We start from the raw sequence: 14192 nt of genomic DNA, 5'->3' as shown, positions 1-14192 counted from the left end.
AAGGATGTTGTCGTAAATTAATATGATTGTTTGGGCGCTAGCAAATCAAAAAGGTGGAGTAGGGAAAACAACTTCAACTGTAACTTTAGGTGGCTTACTTGCACAAAGAGGCCATCGAGTACTGCTAGTCGATACAGACCCTCATGCATCGTTAACCTATTATTTTGGTATCGACTCAGAAGAGCTCGATAATAGTGTTTTTGATTTATTTGTGCAGGGTAAAAACTTACAGAAAGAGCAGCTTTGCCAATCTTTATGTCCATCTTCAATTGATGGTTTAGATATACTTCCTGCGACAATGGCTCTGGCCACTTTAGACCGACGCTTGGGTAACCAAGGCGGCATGGGACTTATTTTAAAAAATGCGCTGAATCTAGTTGCAGATGAATATGATTATGCACTTATTGATTGTCCTCCTGTACTGGGGGTTTTGATGGTAAATGCATTAGCGGCGTGTCAGCGTATTTTGATCCCTGTTCAAACTGAGTTCTTAGCTTTAAAAGGTTTAGATCGAATGATGAGAACTCTTAAGTTAATGGCTCGCTCTCAAAAAAGAGATTATCAGCACACAATTATTCCAACTATGTTCGATAAACGAACCAAAGCATCACTGGAAGCCTATAAAGAGCTCAAAACGCTCTATAAAGACAAAGTGTGGTCTAGTGTGATCCCAATTGATACAAAATTTAGAAATGCTAGCTACGAGCAATTACCACCCTCCGTTTATGCGCCTAAATCTAGAGGCGTTTTTTCATACAATACTCTGCTCACTTACTTAATGCAGTTAGATGGAGTTGAGTAGCGTGGATAAGCATTTATTTGCAAGTGAAAAAGTCATGGAAGATTACTTGTCTGAATTATTGACTGAAGATGCAACTGAAACAGTTGCTGAAGTTGAAAGTCCAGATGTAGTCATTGACAAAGCGCCTGCTGCCAGTAGAGCGAAAGCTCAAGCAAGTATAGAGCAAGTTGAAGCTAAACCTCAGTTTGTAGCTAAACCTAAACCACAATTATTACCACTTGCGACTAAAGAAAGAGAAGAAGAAGCAGATACAGATTTAAAGCCTGTTGCTAAACTTTTGGAAAAAGTAAATCTGCTAACGTCGGAGCAACAAGCCGAAAAAGTTGAGGCTAGAGTTGAGCCTGTCAGTGAACCGATTATAGAGGCTGAACCTATACCCGTTGCCGAAGTAATTACTGCTGAACCTGTAGTTGCAGAAGAGGTAAATACAGCTGATATCGCTGGTGTACCGCCGGCAAAGACAGCAGAAGAGTCTTATCGAGAAGGTAATTTCCAAGCTCTTTTTTTTAGTGTTGCGGGTTTAACTGTTGCAGTACCTTTAACTGAGCTCGGTGGTATTCACAATTTAGATAAAACTAATAGTTTATTCGGTAAACCTGAGTGGTTTATTGGTGTAATGGTTCACCGTGAAGAGAAACTTAATGTAGTTGATACTGCATTGTGGGTAATGCCTGAAAAGTACGATGAGCAATTGAAAGAAGAGCTCGATTACAAATATTTAATTATGTTAGGCGAAAGTCAGTGGGGGTTAGCTTGTGAAAAGCTAGTTAACACAGTGACGCTAACACAAGACGATGTTAAATGGCGCGAGAGAGCAGGTAAAAGACCTTGGTTGGCTGGCTTAGTTAAAGAAAAAATGTGTGCCTTATTGAATGTAAATCAACTAATAGATTTGCTAGAACAAGGTTTAGGTAGTTAACTTATAAAAGAATTATTTAATTCTCAAACTTATTTCTTATTTGGAGCTGAAGAATGAGTGATGAAAGAAATTTATCATCTGATGCAATGGCAACTGACGACGAAGTTCTACAGTGGGTAACCTTTAAGCTTGATGAAGAGGTTTATGGCATAAATGTAATGCAAGTACAAGAAGTATTGCGTTACACTGAAATTGCACCTGTTCCAGGTGCACCATCTTATGTACTCGGTATCATTAATTTACGTGGTAACGTTGTTACTGTAATTGATACTCGCTCTCGATTTGGTTTAATGTCTGCTGATGTCACAGATAACTCTCGCATTGTAATTATTGAAGCTGAAAAACAAGTAATTGGTATTTTAGTAGACAGTGTTGCTGAGGTCGTTTACCTGAAAGCATCTGAAATTGATACTGCACCAAATGTTGGTACTGATGAAAGTGCCCGATTTATCCAAGGAGTAAGTAATCGTGATGGCGAGCTATTAATTCTAGTTGACTTGAATAAGTTGCTAAATGATGAAGAATGGGATGAAATAAGCGGATTCTAATAAAAATCCGATTGCCCAATGCCAGATAACGACATTATTGTTTATGCTCTTATTGCCGCCAACTTTCTTTTGTTGGCGGTGCTATTCTTGCTATTTTTCTCCTCAAAGCAACAAGCTGATCGCTTTAAAGCACAAATTCTTGATTTAAGAAAACAACTAACTCAATCTCAGCTAGGTATTGACGAGTTACGTCAAGGTGCCATTGGGATGGGTAAAGCTATTCAGCAAACTAAGCTTGAGCAAACGAATATGTTGCAACAAATACAACAAAATACGGCTTCACAAATAGCCTCTGTTACTGACAAAGTGAACGAAGTCGCGATGCAAGATGCTGGTTCAAAACTCTACTCAAGAGCAGCTAAGATGGTAGCTAAGGGCGCAACTATTGAAGAGATCATGCAAGAGTGTGAGATCCCTCGCGCAGAAGCTGAATTGGTTTTCTCGATGCATGCGAATAAAGCATAACAAGCTATTTATGCCTTATGGTCAATTCGGCCGTGTATATTATTGAATTTATCTGGCTGCTTACCCCTAATCACATAAGACCAAGCAATTATCTCTGCGATAATATAATAAACATCTTTGGGTATTTGATTGCCGACATCAAGCCGAGCTAGGTAATTAGCTAATTCATCGTCTTTATGGAGCATCACACCACTTTGCTCTGCTAAACTTGCAATTTCTTCAGCAAGTTCGCCAAACCCTTTTGCAACCACCTCCGGCGGTTTAGGTGCAGAGTATTCAAGTGCGACAGCCTTTTTATCAGATTGCTTCATTTATAATTTCCGGTATTGAGAGGTGAGAGCGTTTTCAGACCACAAGTTATCAGGGATTTTACCTTTAGTAATTCGACTATCTACCAATGTGATACCTGCATTGGCTAATTTATCTCTCAGTTGTGGTAAAAATTTATTTGTTCGGTTTTCGGTAATATTATTTTCGGTATAAATGTTTAACTTTAATTCATGGTCGATTAAGACTGCTTTGGTTAACATTTTTCCTAGTTCAGCTAAATCAAACTTTAATGAAAACTTGATGAGTTTGTGATTATCGTTTTTATCTGCTTCCTCTCCAGGCTCTACCTCGATGGCAATATCTAAATCTGAAAACTGACCATCAATATAAATAGGCAAATTGATAAATAAGGTATTTTGTTCTTTGAGCTGACTCTGGGCTGTTTTAATTTGTTTATGCTGACTCGCCTTGATGGTATCGGCCAAGCTTTGTTCTAATTTATCTAGTTTATTGCCTTTATCAGTCGTAATGTCCTTATCAATTGGTTTACAGGTATTGTGATTAATTGCCCTGTTAACTCGACCTGTCATCAATAGTTGAAAAGCTTGGGCTAATTGATTAAGTGGGTTGCTACTATTGACCACGCCTTGAAAAAGACTGGGAAGCTGTAATTGATTGGTAACAAAGTTCTGTACTTGCTGTTGTTGAATGTTTTGATTAATTTGATTCAAAGCACTTATCGCACCTTTCGATAACCTTTTTGCTTCTTCTGTAAAAGTCCCCATGGGTAAATCAATTGATGAAGCGGAGTCGGTGAGCTGCTGAATATCATTGAGTGAACTGGCAATACTGACTGATGTTTGAGCATTGATTTGCTTGGCGAGTTGGTTCACCATTTGTTGAATATGATTGTTACTTAAGAGTGTTGAGTTAGCATTATTTGCACTTGTTGAAATTAAGTTCAATAAGCTAGTTATGTTTTGGCTTGCTAGGTTTTGTTGCTCTTTAGGTATATTACTTGGGGCAGGCTGAGTATTTACTTTATCGTTAATCAACCCTAATTCAATTAATTGGCTTTTGATTTGTGTGGTCAGTTTTATTTTTATGTCACTTTTAATGAGTGGCGTGACTTGCAATGAACTAAGGTCTGAGGCGGCTTTGACTTCATAGTTTTCAGCTAGCTTTGTTTGTTTAAGTGATGAACTGAGGCTGAGTTGTTCAATTAACACTTGCCAAGTCGCTGCACTTTTAGATTGAGTTAACTGATTAAAAAATTGATTGCTGAGGTTGGCTATCGCTTGTTGATTAGCAGGTTTTTTCAATAAGTCAGTCAGGTTAAACGTCAGATCTTTGATTTCTGCTTGAGTTGCTAAGGATAAGATTAGCTTGTCATCTGTAATTTTTAAATTGGCGATGTTAGCAGTGAGTTTAGGAATTGTGGTTGTTGGATCACTTTTTACCTTTTTAGTTAACCAAGGTTCGTTTGGTTTTTTCGTTTCAGGTAAGACTAATAATAACTTTTGATTGCCTAAATTTAATTCTAATTGTTTATCAGTTTGTTTTATGCTGACGAGTGTTTCAGCTATTAAAGTTGTTTTATTGGGGTCGGGTTTTAAAAATGTATAGTTATGACTCAGAAGCTCCTTTACATTTACTGCGATGTTTCTACCTTGGACGTTTAATTTCTCATCGAGCTTTAAAAAAACGTCTCCTTGCTGAGATACAAATTTAGCGCTCCCTGAATAATCAGCAAGTTGCGGTGGTAGTTGATAACTTTGACCTGCTATTTCAACTCTACCTGAGTTGATTTTAAGCAATTGGTTAAACTGTTTTTGGTCAATAATATGGCTAATTAATGGTACCTGCCATGTTTTAGCTGGACTTTGAGTTAACTTGGACAATGCTTCAGGAGCAAGGCTCCCCAGTTTTATTTGCCCTGATTCCTGTTGTGCTAATAACGGTATAGTTACAGGTTTACTTCCTGTATTTACTTCATTCGTTTTATTCGCTTTATCGAGAGGCAAATCGATGACCTTATCGAAGATTTTAATCGCCAACTTACTCTCATTTTGACTATTGAACTCTGCTGTTAATAAAGCACCTTTTGGGTTTTTACTTGTTTGAAGTAATAAGCTCTGTTTGACTAAGGCAAGTAATTGCTCCTGAGTGAGCGTTTGTGTTTGTGTTTTATTTTCGTTAGAGCGGATAACAATATAGTTTTGTTGTAATGCAAGCTGAAAATGGGCATTTTGTTTGAGTTGCTCAACCTCTGTTCTTGATACAGGCAGGCTAATAACTTGGTTGGCATTTTGTGGCAGCTTTATTTGTGCAACTTGTTGTTCCAAGCTCTGAATAACTGCAGGTTTGAACTCTATCGATAAATTTTTGGTCGCGGTGTTAACCGAGGTTGAAGGCGATGGTGTATTTACCACTTGATCAACGGCATTTTTTAGTAAGTTCGGGTTTACCATTCCTTCTCCGAGTAAAACAACTTTTACTACTGATATAAATATAGCTTTACTGATACTAGCTATATTTTAGTGCTAAATATTTGATCTGATCCTATATTGCACAATCGCTAATATGTTAATATTCGACAAATTATGTCAAACATGAGCTTGTTCTTTGTTATCGGTTCAGCAGCTAACCTGCATTAGAAATAATCGCGTTTTATTTGAAGATTTAAGTTTTCAGCTTGAAGCAGGACAACTTATGTATCTAACCGGCCCGAATGGCGCCGGTAAAACGACATTGTTGAGAAGCGTTTGTGGCCTTCATCAAGTTCAATCTGGTCTAGTATCACTTAACGGCCAACCTATCTCTGAACAACTCAGTCAAGTACTCTACATTGGCCATAAACCGGGCGTTAATGAATGGCTCAATGCCGAACAAAACATTGCGCATTGGCTAACTTTAACGAATCAGCAAGCCGATATCCAAACATTGGTCAGTAAAGTTGGGTTAACGGGTTTAGGACATGTACCTGTTCGCTATCTTTCGGCGGGTCAAAAAAGGCGAGTCGCTTTAGTTCGTTTATGGGTATCAAAAGCCAAGCTTTGGGTTCTGGATGAACCTTACACATCTATCGATCAAAAAGGTATTGAAGTACTCAATGCGTTATTTGATAGGCATAAGAAAGCGGGTAATCATGTGTTAGTGACAAGCCATCAGGCATTACCAACTGATATGGTTGATATCAACTTTAATCTGGAATATCGCTTTTAACACCATGAGTTATTTTTCATTCTTTCGTCAATTCTTACAAAGAGACTTTCAAATAGCTGTTAATCAAAAGCACGAGCTAGGTTTACCGCTTGTTTTCTTTGCGCTTATTTTAATTTTATTCCCTTTATCTGTTGGCCCTGAGCCAGGCACGTTAAGCAAGATTGCACCAGCAGTGGGTTGGGTAGCCGTTATTTTATCTTTTTTGTTGGCATTACCGAGAATGTTCTCCGAAGATTTTGAAAATGGCTGGTTAGAACAAGTGTTTTTATCTGGTTACCCAAATGTACTTTCGGTCTTTGCTCGTATTGTCAGTTTTTGGTGTTTATACGGTATTCCACTGGTTATTGTCACTTGGCTGTTAGTGCCTTTTTTCCAGTTTCCTCTAGATTTATGGTGGGTACTGGCGAAAACGCTCATATGCGGCAGCCTTCTGCTTGCAAGCTTAGGCTCTATTGCCAGCGCGCTACTGTTATCTTCTCGCAAGGGCAGTAGTGTTTTATCTTTGTTGGTACTGCCTTTTTTAATTCCTGCATTGATTTTTGCCGCTGCATGTATCGACGCTGCAAGTCAATCTTTGCCTTACAATGCACCATTTATGATGTTAAGTGGTATAACTATTATTACATTAACGTTAGCGCCTTTTGCCACGGCCCAGGCGTTGAAATTGAATTTAAGTTAATAGATATAAATAACAATGTTTAAATTTTTACACCCGTATGCCAAACCTGAGGCTGCATTTGACCTGTCTGAAAAAATTTATCGTTACACTATGCCTATTGCCATCCTGTTCTTTTTGGTTGGTTCAATTTGGGGTTTAGTTTATGCACCCGTTGATTACCAGCAAGGTGATTCTTTTCGACTAATTTATTTTCATGTTCCCTCGGCAGTTTGGTCTATGGGAGCATATACCACAATGGGGATACTTGGTTTCTGTGCATTAGTTTGGCAGTTGCGAATGCTCGAACTGGCGGTTGTTGCGATAGCACCTATTGGTGCTGTGTTCACGGCATTAGCCTTAGCAACCGGAGCCATTTGGGGTAAACCCATGTGGGGGGCTTGGTGGGTGTGGGACGCTCGCCTGACTTCAGAACTCATTTTATTGTTTCTGTATCTAGGCGTCTTTGCCTTGTTTTACAGTTTCGATGATAAGCGAACAGGCGCAAAAGCCGCTTGTATTTTAGCCGTAGTAGGTATTATCAATGTACCTATCATTCATTACTCAGTTGAGTGGTGGAATACCTTACATCAAGGTGCAACCATCACTAAGTTTGCCGCGCCATCTATTTCCGGCGATATGTTATGGCCGTTGCTTATCAATTTGACCGCATTTTTCATTTTTTTCACTGCTTTAACTAGCTATCGTTTTTCAACTGAGTTGTTAAAAGCCGATAGTCACCGAAAATGGGCTCAGCAAATTTTGCTGAAGTCAGCAAAATAGGGGAGCGATTATGGGACAATTTGCATCATTTGCTGATTTTATAGCTATGGGAACTTACGGGGCTTATGTATGGTCTGGTGTATTTTTGTGTTTGGCCTTACTGGTTGGATTGATCTGTTGGTCTAAGGCGCAACGTAAAGCCTTAACCAAAGAGGTTTTGCAACAACAGGAAATCGAGAGTTTACGTAAAGAGCAGCATAACTCGGAGATGTCTCTATGAATCCAAGGCGCAAACAAAGGCTTTTTATCGCTTCTTTGCTGTTTTTAGGTTTAGCTGCAGGTGCAGCGTTAATTTTAACGGCACTTGACGAAAACATTGACTTTTTCTACTCACCAACTGAAATCCTTCACGGTAAAAAAGAAACTGGCCTTAAACCCAAAATTGGTCAAAGACTGCGTATTGGCGGTATGGTCAAAGAGGGCTCTGTCGTACGCTCTGAAAAAGACTTAAATGTAACCTTTGCCCTGCAGACTAATGGCGATGTCGTTTATGTAACTTTTGATGGTATCTTGCCTGACCTATTTCGCGAAGGCCAAGGTATTGTGGCCCAAGGTCACTTGCGTTCGCCTAATAAAGTCGAAGCATTTGAAGTATTAGCAAAACACGATGAGGAATATATGCCACCTGAAATTGCTGAAGCAATGAAAGGGATTAAACATGAAAAACCTCAATACACAGCTGAGCAGTTAGAAACACTAGAACAAAAGAAGAGTTACTAGGACTTTATTATGTTGCCAGAAATAGGCCATTTCGCCCTGATTTTATCGCTGTTTTTTACGGTGGCGCTCGCAATTTTCCCTATGTGGGGAGCTCAGAAAAATATTCCAGCTCTGATTGCACTCGCTAGACCACTGGTATGGGGATACTTTGTCCTTGCCAGTATTTCTCTTTTTTGTTTGAGTTGGGCTTTTTATCACAATGACTTTTCCGTTGTTTACGTTGCTAAAAACTCCAACTCTATGCTGCCTTGGTATTATCGCTTATCTGCGGTGTGGGGTGCGCATGAAGGCTCCTTATTATTGTGGATTTGGATTTTAGCCCTTTGGACAGCAGGTGTTGCCTTATTTAGCCGGAAATTGAAAAAATCCGATGTGGCACGTGTACTCGCGGTACTTGGCTTTGTTTCCATTGGCTTTTTACTATTCACATTGATTACCTCGAACCCGTTTGAAAGAACTTTGCCTTATTTTCCAATTGATGGCAGAGACTTAAATCCGCTATTACAAGATTTTGGCTTGATCATTCATCCGCCAATGTTATATATGGGCTACGTTGGTTTTTCAGTCGCGTTTGCTTTTGCGATTTCGGCCCTAATTAGTGGTCGTATGGATTCAAGTTGGGCAAGATGGGCTCGACCTTGGACATTACTCGCTTGGGGGTTCTTAACAGCAGGTATCGCGCTTGGTAGTTGGTGGGCATACTACGAACTTGGCTGGGGTGGCTGGTGGTTCTGGGACCCAGTTGAAAACGCATCATTTATGCCATGGCTAGCAGGTACGGCATTGATTCACTCTTTAGCCGTAACTGAAAAACGCAATGCCTTTAAATCTTGGACCTTACTCCTTGCAATTTCTGCCTTCTCGCTGAGTCTACTGGGTACATTCTTGGTACGCTCGGGGATTTTAGTTTCTGTTCATGCCTTTGCGAGTGAACCAGAGCGAGGTATTTTCATCTTAGGTTACTTGATTGTTGTGATTGGTGGTGCACTAACCTTATACGCATTACGTGCCAATACGCTTGTCAGTAGCCACAGGTATAAGCTTTTCTCAAGAGAAGTGTTACTGTTTTGCAACAACGTCTTACTTGTCGTCGCACTAGCTGTTGTGCTTTTAGGTACTTTATTACCACTTGTTCACAAAGAATTAGGTTTGGGTTCTATATCGATAGGCGAACCTTTCTTTAACAAGCTTTTCTCTTATCTTTATATACCATTTGCATTGATACTTGCTTTCGCACCGTTAATTCGTTGGAAGCAAGACAAAATTCAACGCGTTAAAAAAGATATTCTTTTAGGTGCAGTGGCAACTGTCTTTACGCTAGCACTTTGCTATTTCACCTACAGTATCGATAACCCATGGACTTTAGTCGGTGTAGGTTTGGCACTTTGGGTCGCTATAATGACGTTTGTTGAGCTTAAATCTAATAAACAAATCGCTAAATTGCCTATGTCTCATTGGGGAATGGTATTTGGACATTTAGGTTTTGCCGTGATGGTCATTGGTATTGCTATGACAACGTTTGGTAGTGTTGAGCGTGATGTTCGGATGAAAGCTGGTGACCAAGTCGAGTTGAGCGGTTTTACTTTTACGTTTGAATCTATAGAGCAGGTACAAGGCCCTAACTATTCATCACATCTTGCTGATTTTACGGTACAAGGTGGTGATAAAACCTATGAGCTTCATGCTGAAAAGCGTTTTTACCCGGTACAAAAATCAGTGATGACAGAAGCGGGTATTGATGATGGTTTAATGCGTGATTTGTATGTTGCACTAGGCGAGCAAATTGATGACGATTATTGGGGCGTTAGGGTTTATGTTAAACCCTATGTTCGTTGGATCTGGTTAGGCTCTATCTTTATGTGTATTGCTGCTGTTTTCTGTATTGCAGATCGACGTTACCGCCATGTTTTATCGTGGCGCAGTAGCGCTGATAAAGCGACTAGCCAAGCTTAAACAAGGAGTGTTAGGTGAAATTTAAACTGATAATTCCCGGCATCTTTTTGGTGTTCTGTGGCTTTTTCTATTCGGGGTTATTTTCTGACCCTATGAATATCGAGAATGTCCAAGTAGAGCGTCAATTTCCAAGCTTTAAGCTTAAAGACTTAATGGATGACAGCATTGAGTACACAGCAGCAGATGTAAAAGGCCAAGTCACATTAGTAAACGTATGGGGCGTTTGGTGCGTGACTTGTCGCATTGAGCTACCTTTTTTAACTCAGTTAAGACAAGTGCAAGGTATGCGTATTGTTGGTGTGTATTACGACAATGCGGCTGACGCTGTTTTTGGTGATGTCGATATAAACCAAACTAGAAAAGAAGTTGTTCAAATGCTGGGGCAATACGGTGACCCGTTTGTTTTTAATATCTATGATGCTAAACGCGACTTATCATTAGATTTAGGTATTACTGGGGCACCCGAACATTTCCTTGTTGATGTTGATGGCACAATTGTTTGGCATAGACGAGGGGATATCAACCCTCGAATTTGGCAAGATGAATTAGCACCTATCTATCAAGGTTTACTCAGCAAGCAAGCAAAAGGAGCGAACTGATGAAATTTATCTGGTTGTTCGTGTTTATGACTTTTTCTTCATTTGTTGCCAATGCCAATCAGCAGCAGGCAGCTGAAGAGGTTGTTGAGCATTATCCGTTTCAATCAAAAGACAAAGAAGCCATGTTTTTACAATTAACCAAAGAGCTTCGCTGTCCTAAATGTCAAAACCAAAATATTGCAGATTCCAATGCCGGTGTAGCAATGGATCTGAAAAATAAAACTTACCAACTGGTTCAGGAAGGTAAAAGTAAACAAGATGTCATCGATTATATGATCCAGCGATATGGCAACTTTGTTCACTACCAGCCGCCAATGAATTGGTTAACTATTTGGTTGTGGCTTTTACCCATTTCACTCGTTTCTGCTTTAGCTTACGGTTTAATAAAGCGCAAGCAAGTGAACGAAAGTAAACCTGCTGCTGAGGATAGACCTCAACAAAATGCAGATTTATTAGCGCAAGCAGAGCAAATTCTTGCTAGTAAGCAGTCGGCAAACAAAGAGCCGAGAGAGTAATTATTCATGACAGAGTTATATTTAGTTTTATCTTTGCTTTCATTGGTTGCCTGTCTATTTGTTGCAGTGCCATTAATGAAGATGCGCCGTTATCAACAAACACAGGTAGAGACAGGCTTATCAGCTGAACAGCAAAGTATTTATCAAGACAAGCAGCAAGAACTAGAAGCTGACTTAGCATCCCAAAAAATTAACCAAGAAGAGTTTGAGCGAGCAACAGCCGAACTCAAGGTCGAATTAGCCAGTGCATTGCAACAATCGGTTACACAACAAGGCCAGCTAAAAAGCTATAAATGGTTCGCGCTTGTTCCTGTTGTGCTCGTGGCCGCGTCGGCTGGCTTTTACATTTGGCAAGGTAAAGTTGATCAGGTAAGTCAATGGCTGGATGTGGTTGATAGAACCTCAGAGCTAGGCACCAAAATAGTCATGGGCAATGGTAGTGATATCACTGAGCAAGATTTAAAGGATTTTTACCTAGCACTCAGAACAAAATTAGTTGAAACACCGGAAGATGCCACAGGGTGGTTATTACTGGGACGTGTTTCTTCAGCTTTAGGTGATTATGAAGCGGCGATTGGCGCATTTGATCGCTCACTTAAGTTTGAGCCAAATAAAGCTTCGACAATGATGAGTTATGCTCAGGCTTTATTAGCAACGCATGATGAAAATAATATCGCCAAGGCGAAATGGTTACTCAAAGGTGTATACCAGCTAGAGCCTAATAATTTAGATGCCTTATTAATGCTAGGTTATATTGAAATGCAAATGGGCGATCCTAAAATGGGCATTGCCTTACTCGATGAAGCCTACCGCAAGTTGCCCAAAGCGGATACTCGCAGACAAGCTGTTGAAGAGCTTTTACAGCAACAAGGTCAAATGGCGCACGGTGGAGAGTCTGAGCTAGCTGAAATACAAGAAGCTACTTCATCACAAAGCACTGAAATACTGCCTCAAGTAAAAGTTGATGTGGCTGGCCTTCAAGCTCAAGCGAAAGGGTTCAGTTATGCTTTTGTTTTTGCCCGTCCAGGTAAAGCCGGGCCACCGTTTGCAGTTAAAAAGATTGCACTTGAACAAGCAGGTCTACCCGCACACGTTATTTTAACCGACAATGATGCGATGATGGCTAACATGAATTTATCTGCGCTGACTCAAGTTCAAGTCACGGTTAGATTGTCTAATGATGAGAATGTAGCGCTTGGCAGCGATGAGAAAGAGTGGCACTCAAACCTACTTAATTTCAACAAAGAAGAAGTACTGGTTGTTACGTTTTAAACGTTTAAACTGACAGTACAAAACAACATGGACACATAAGCAAGCATTCGCTTGCTTATGCATTTTAAGAAGAGAAAATATGCTTTCCAATACTAAATCATGGCGTTTAATCTTTGCTCTTAGTCTGAGCATTCTGGTTCCTGCTTGTTCTACTGTTCCAGAAAAGCAAACAGAGCAAGATACCAATGATATTACTTACACTGATGAAAGAGATCCCCTTGAAGGTGTAAACCGTGCTATTTGGGACTTTAACTACAATGTTCTGGATAAACATGTACTTCGTCCAACCGCTGTTGTTTATCGTGATTACATGCCAACACCTGCTCGTAAAGGTTTACTAAATGTTGTAAATAACCTTGATGAGCCTTCTGCATTTGTTAACAACACACTGCAGGGAAAATTTGCCAATGCAGGCATTAGTGCAGGGCGGTTTTTGATCAACTCTACATTGGGTTTGTTTGGTTTATTTGATATCGCAACGCCCATGGGGATTACTGAGCACCAGGAGGACTTTGGTGAAGTACTGGGGTCTTATGGTGTCGGCAATGGACCTTACCTTATGGTACCCGCTATGGGCCCAACGGATGTTCGAGATTTATCAGGTAGTGTCGTTGATGGCATGTACTTTCCGCTCAGTGATTTGACGATGTGGGGCAGTATTGGACGCTTCACTGTAAAAGCATTAGAAGGTCGTATCCAACTTATGGATCAAGAGCAATTGTTAGAAGATAGTTTTGATTCATATATTTTTGTCAAAGAAGCGCATTTTCAACGCTCTGAATTTAAAGTCTATGATGGAAATGTTCCTCAAGAAGAGGAAGAAGGGTTTGATGACTTCGATGATTTTGAAGACGAATTCGATGATGAAGAGTTTGATGAAAGCTCAGTTGACGAATCTAGCCAAGCGGAAAGTGTTGAAAAAACAGAATAACCATCACGTTTGAAATTCTACAAAAAAGCCGCTTATTAGCGGCTTTTTTATTTAGTTTGACCCGTCCTGAATAAGGTTGACACTTTTCCAACTTCAATTTGGAGAAGATAATGAAACCAATAACCAAGCGTACACAAAAAGATTATTCACTTGCCTTTAAATTATCCGTCGTTGATAAAGTAGAAAAAGGCGAATGTACTTACAAACAAGCGCAAGACCACTACGGTATTCAAGGTGCTTCAACCGTTTTAACTTGGCTTCGCCGATATGGTCAACTAGATTGGAGTAAAGGTACTCCCAATCATATGAATGAGCTCCCCCTTATGTCTAAACCCAATGACTTAACACCTGAGCAAAAAATCAAAGCCCTCGAAAAAGAGTTAGAAGATACCAAGATAAAAGCACAATTCTTTGAAACGATAGTCGATGTACTTGATAAAGATTTCGGGGTACGTATTACAAAAAAGCAACGCAACGCGTTATTGAAGAAAAAAACATAACCAAGCTATCTGTCAGTAGAGCTTGTCGTTATCTC

At 39.9% G+C, this 14192-nt stretch carries 16 protein-coding genes and 1 pseudogene; 15 read left to right on the top strand and 2 right to left on the bottom strand.

The features are described 5' to 3' along the window. Nucleotides 1-22: 22 nt before the first annotated feature. Genes HR060_RS05785 through HR060_RS05770 form a run of 4 tightly spaced genes read left to right on the top strand, consistent with a single transcriptional unit; the run spans nt 23 to nt 2734 of the window. The gene (locus HR060_RS05785; protein WP_174199340.1) at nt 23-802 is read left to right on the top strand and encodes a ParA family protein; all 780 of its coding nucleotides are present in this window, start codon (nt 23-25) and stop codon (nt 800-802) included. 1 nt (nt 803) lies between these two features. Then, nucleotides 804-1721: a chemotaxis protein CheW gene (locus HR060_RS05780; protein WP_343044176.1), complete on the top strand. Its 918-nt coding sequence runs from the start codon at nt 804-806 to the stop codon at nt 1719-1721. Nucleotides 1722-1774: 53 nt separating this feature from the next. Beyond that, on the top strand, nt 1775-2269 hold the full coding sequence (locus HR060_RS05775) for a chemotaxis protein CheW (protein WP_174199338.1): 495 nt from the start codon (nt 1775-1777) through the stop codon (nt 2267-2269). Between the two features lie 18 nt (nt 2270-2287). Beyond that, complete coding sequence (locus HR060_RS05770; RefSeq protein ID WP_174199337.1) at nt 2288-2734, top strand: DUF2802 domain-containing protein; 447 nt, start codon at nt 2288-2290, stop codon at nt 2732-2734. A gap of 8 nt (nt 2735-2742) precedes the next feature. On the opposite strand, the gene HR060_RS05765 is transcribed toward HR060_RS05770, so the two are convergent. Both HR060_RS05765 and fliK read right to left on the bottom strand, forming a co-directional pair. Continuing rightward, on the bottom strand, nt 2743-3045 hold the full coding sequence (locus HR060_RS05765) for an EscU/YscU/HrcU family type III secretion system export apparatus switch protein (RefSeq protein ID WP_174199336.1): 303 nt from the start codon (nt 3043-3045) through the stop codon (nt 2743-2745). After that, a complete protein-coding gene (fliK, locus tag HR060_RS05760; protein ID WP_174199335.1) occupies nt 3046-5475 on the bottom strand; it encodes a flagellar hook-length control protein FliK in 2430 nt (809 codons plus the stop codon). A gap of 154 nt (nt 5476-5629) precedes the next feature. On the opposite strand from fliK, the gene ccmA reads away from it, so the two are divergent. From ccmA to HR060_RS05705, 11 genes and pseudogenes are all read left to right on the top strand, one after another. After that, nucleotides 5630-6229, top strand: coding sequence for a cytochrome c biogenesis heme-transporting ATPase CcmA (gene ccmA, locus HR060_RS05755; protein WP_174199334.1), 600 nt, complete (start codon nt 5630-5632; stop codon nt 6227-6229). A gap of 4 nt (nt 6230-6233) precedes the next feature. After that, entirely contained in the window at nt 6234-6908 is a 675-nt protein-coding gene (gene ccmB / locus HR060_RS05750; protein WP_174199333.1) for a heme exporter protein CcmB, read from the top strand. Nucleotides 6909-6923: 15 nt separating this feature from the next. After that, nucleotides 6924-7667, top strand: coding sequence for a heme ABC transporter permease (locus HR060_RS05745; RefSeq protein WP_174199332.1), 744 nt, complete (start codon nt 6924-6926; stop codon nt 7665-7667). Between the two features lie 10 nt (nt 7668-7677). Continuing rightward, a complete protein-coding gene (ccmD, locus tag HR060_RS05740) occupies nt 7678-7887 on the top strand; it encodes a heme exporter protein CcmD (protein ID WP_174199331.1) in 210 nt (69 codons plus the stop codon). Next, nucleotides 7884-8387: a cytochrome c maturation protein CcmE gene (ccmE, locus tag HR060_RS05735; protein WP_174199330.1), complete on the top strand. Its 504-nt coding sequence runs from the start codon at nt 7884-7886 to the stop codon at nt 8385-8387. Before ccmD ends, ccmE begins: the two co-directional genes overlap by 4 nt. Before the next feature lie 9 nt (nt 8388-8396). Continuing rightward, a complete protein-coding gene (locus HR060_RS05730) occupies nt 8397-10340 on the top strand; it encodes a heme lyase CcmF/NrfE family subunit (RefSeq protein WP_174199329.1) in 1944 nt (647 codons plus the stop codon). 14 nt (nt 10341-10354) lie between these two features. Further along, nucleotides 10355-10939 (top strand): redoxin family protein, encoded by a 585-nt coding sequence (locus HR060_RS05725; protein WP_343044175.1) that lies wholly within the window; start codon nt 10355-10357, stop codon nt 10937-10939. Further along, on the top strand, nt 10939-11454 hold the full coding sequence (locus tag HR060_RS05720) for a cytochrome c-type biogenesis protein (RefSeq protein ID WP_425487451.1): 516 nt from the start codon (nt 10939-10941) through the stop codon (nt 11452-11454). The genes HR060_RS05725 and HR060_RS05720 overlap by 1 nt, the downstream gene beginning before the upstream one ends. Nucleotides 11455-11460: 6 nt before the next feature. Next, complete coding sequence (gene ccmI, locus HR060_RS05715) at nt 11461-12726, top strand: c-type cytochrome biogenesis protein CcmI (RefSeq protein WP_174199328.1); 1266 nt, start codon at nt 11461-11463, stop codon at nt 12724-12726. 79 nt (nt 12727-12805) lie between these two features. After that, nucleotides 12806-13657 (top strand): MlaA family lipoprotein, encoded by an 852-nt coding sequence (locus tag HR060_RS05710; RefSeq protein ID WP_174199327.1) that lies wholly within the window; start codon nt 12806-12808, stop codon nt 13655-13657. Between the two features lie 110 nt (nt 13658-13767). Further along, a pseudogene (locus tag HR060_RS05705) lies at nt 13768-14192 on the top strand (IS3 family transposase); the annotation flags it as partial.

Source organism: Marinifaba aquimaris (assembly GCF_013328345.1).
Taxonomy (GTDB): domain Bacteria; phylum Pseudomonadota; class Gammaproteobacteria; order Enterobacterales; family Alteromonadaceae; genus Marinifaba; species Marinifaba aquimaris.
Note: the sequence above shows the minus strand (reverse complement) of the source record. Positions and strands in the feature narration are given on the sequence as shown.

What these genes read in the sequence shown, in the direction of transcription:
- HR060_RS05785 (WP_174199340.1), top strand. Translation starts at nt 23, where the DNA reads ATGATTGTTTGGGCGCTAGCAAATCAAAAAGGTGGAGTAGGGAAAACA.
- HR060_RS05775 (WP_174199338.1), top strand. Translation starts at nt 1,775, where the DNA reads ATGAGTGATGAAAGAAATTTATCATCTGATGCAATGGCAACTGACGAC.
- HR060_RS05770 (WP_174199337.1), top strand. Translation starts at nt 2,288, where the DNA reads ATGCCAGATAACGACATTATTGTTTATGCTCTTATTGCCGCCAACTTT.
- HR060_RS05765 (WP_174199336.1), bottom strand. Translation starts at nt 3,045, where the DNA reads ATGAAGCAATCTGATAAAAAGGCTGTCGCACTTGAATACTCTGCACCT.
- fliK (WP_174199335.1), bottom strand. Translation starts at nt 5,475, where the DNA reads ATGGTAAACCCGAACTTACTAAAAAATGCCGTTGATCAAGTGGTAAAT.
- ccmB (WP_174199333.1), top strand. Translation starts at nt 6,234, where the DNA reads ATGAGTTATTTTTCATTCTTTCGTCAATTCTTACAAAGAGACTTTCAA.
- HR060_RS05745 (WP_174199332.1), top strand. Translation starts at nt 6,924, where the DNA reads ATGTTTAAATTTTTACACCCGTATGCCAAACCTGAGGCTGCATTTGAC.
- ccmD (WP_174199331.1), top strand. Translation starts at nt 7,678, where the DNA reads ATGGGACAATTTGCATCATTTGCTGATTTTATAGCTATGGGAACTTAC.
- ccmE (WP_174199330.1), top strand. Translation starts at nt 7,884, where the DNA reads ATGAATCCAAGGCGCAAACAAAGGCTTTTTATCGCTTCTTTGCTGTTT.
- HR060_RS05730 (WP_174199329.1), top strand. Translation starts at nt 8,397, where the DNA reads ATGTTGCCAGAAATAGGCCATTTCGCCCTGATTTTATCGCTGTTTTTT.
- HR060_RS05720 (WP_425487451.1), top strand. Translation starts at nt 10,939, where the DNA reads ATGAAATTTATCTGGTTGTTCGTGTTTATGACTTTTTCTTCATTTGTT.
- ccmI (WP_174199328.1), top strand. Translation starts at nt 11,461, where the DNA reads ATGACAGAGTTATATTTAGTTTTATCTTTGCTTTCATTGGTTGCCTGT.
- HR060_RS05710 (WP_174199327.1), top strand. Translation starts at nt 12,806, where the DNA reads ATGCTTTCCAATACTAAATCATGGCGTTTAATCTTTGCTCTTAGTCTG.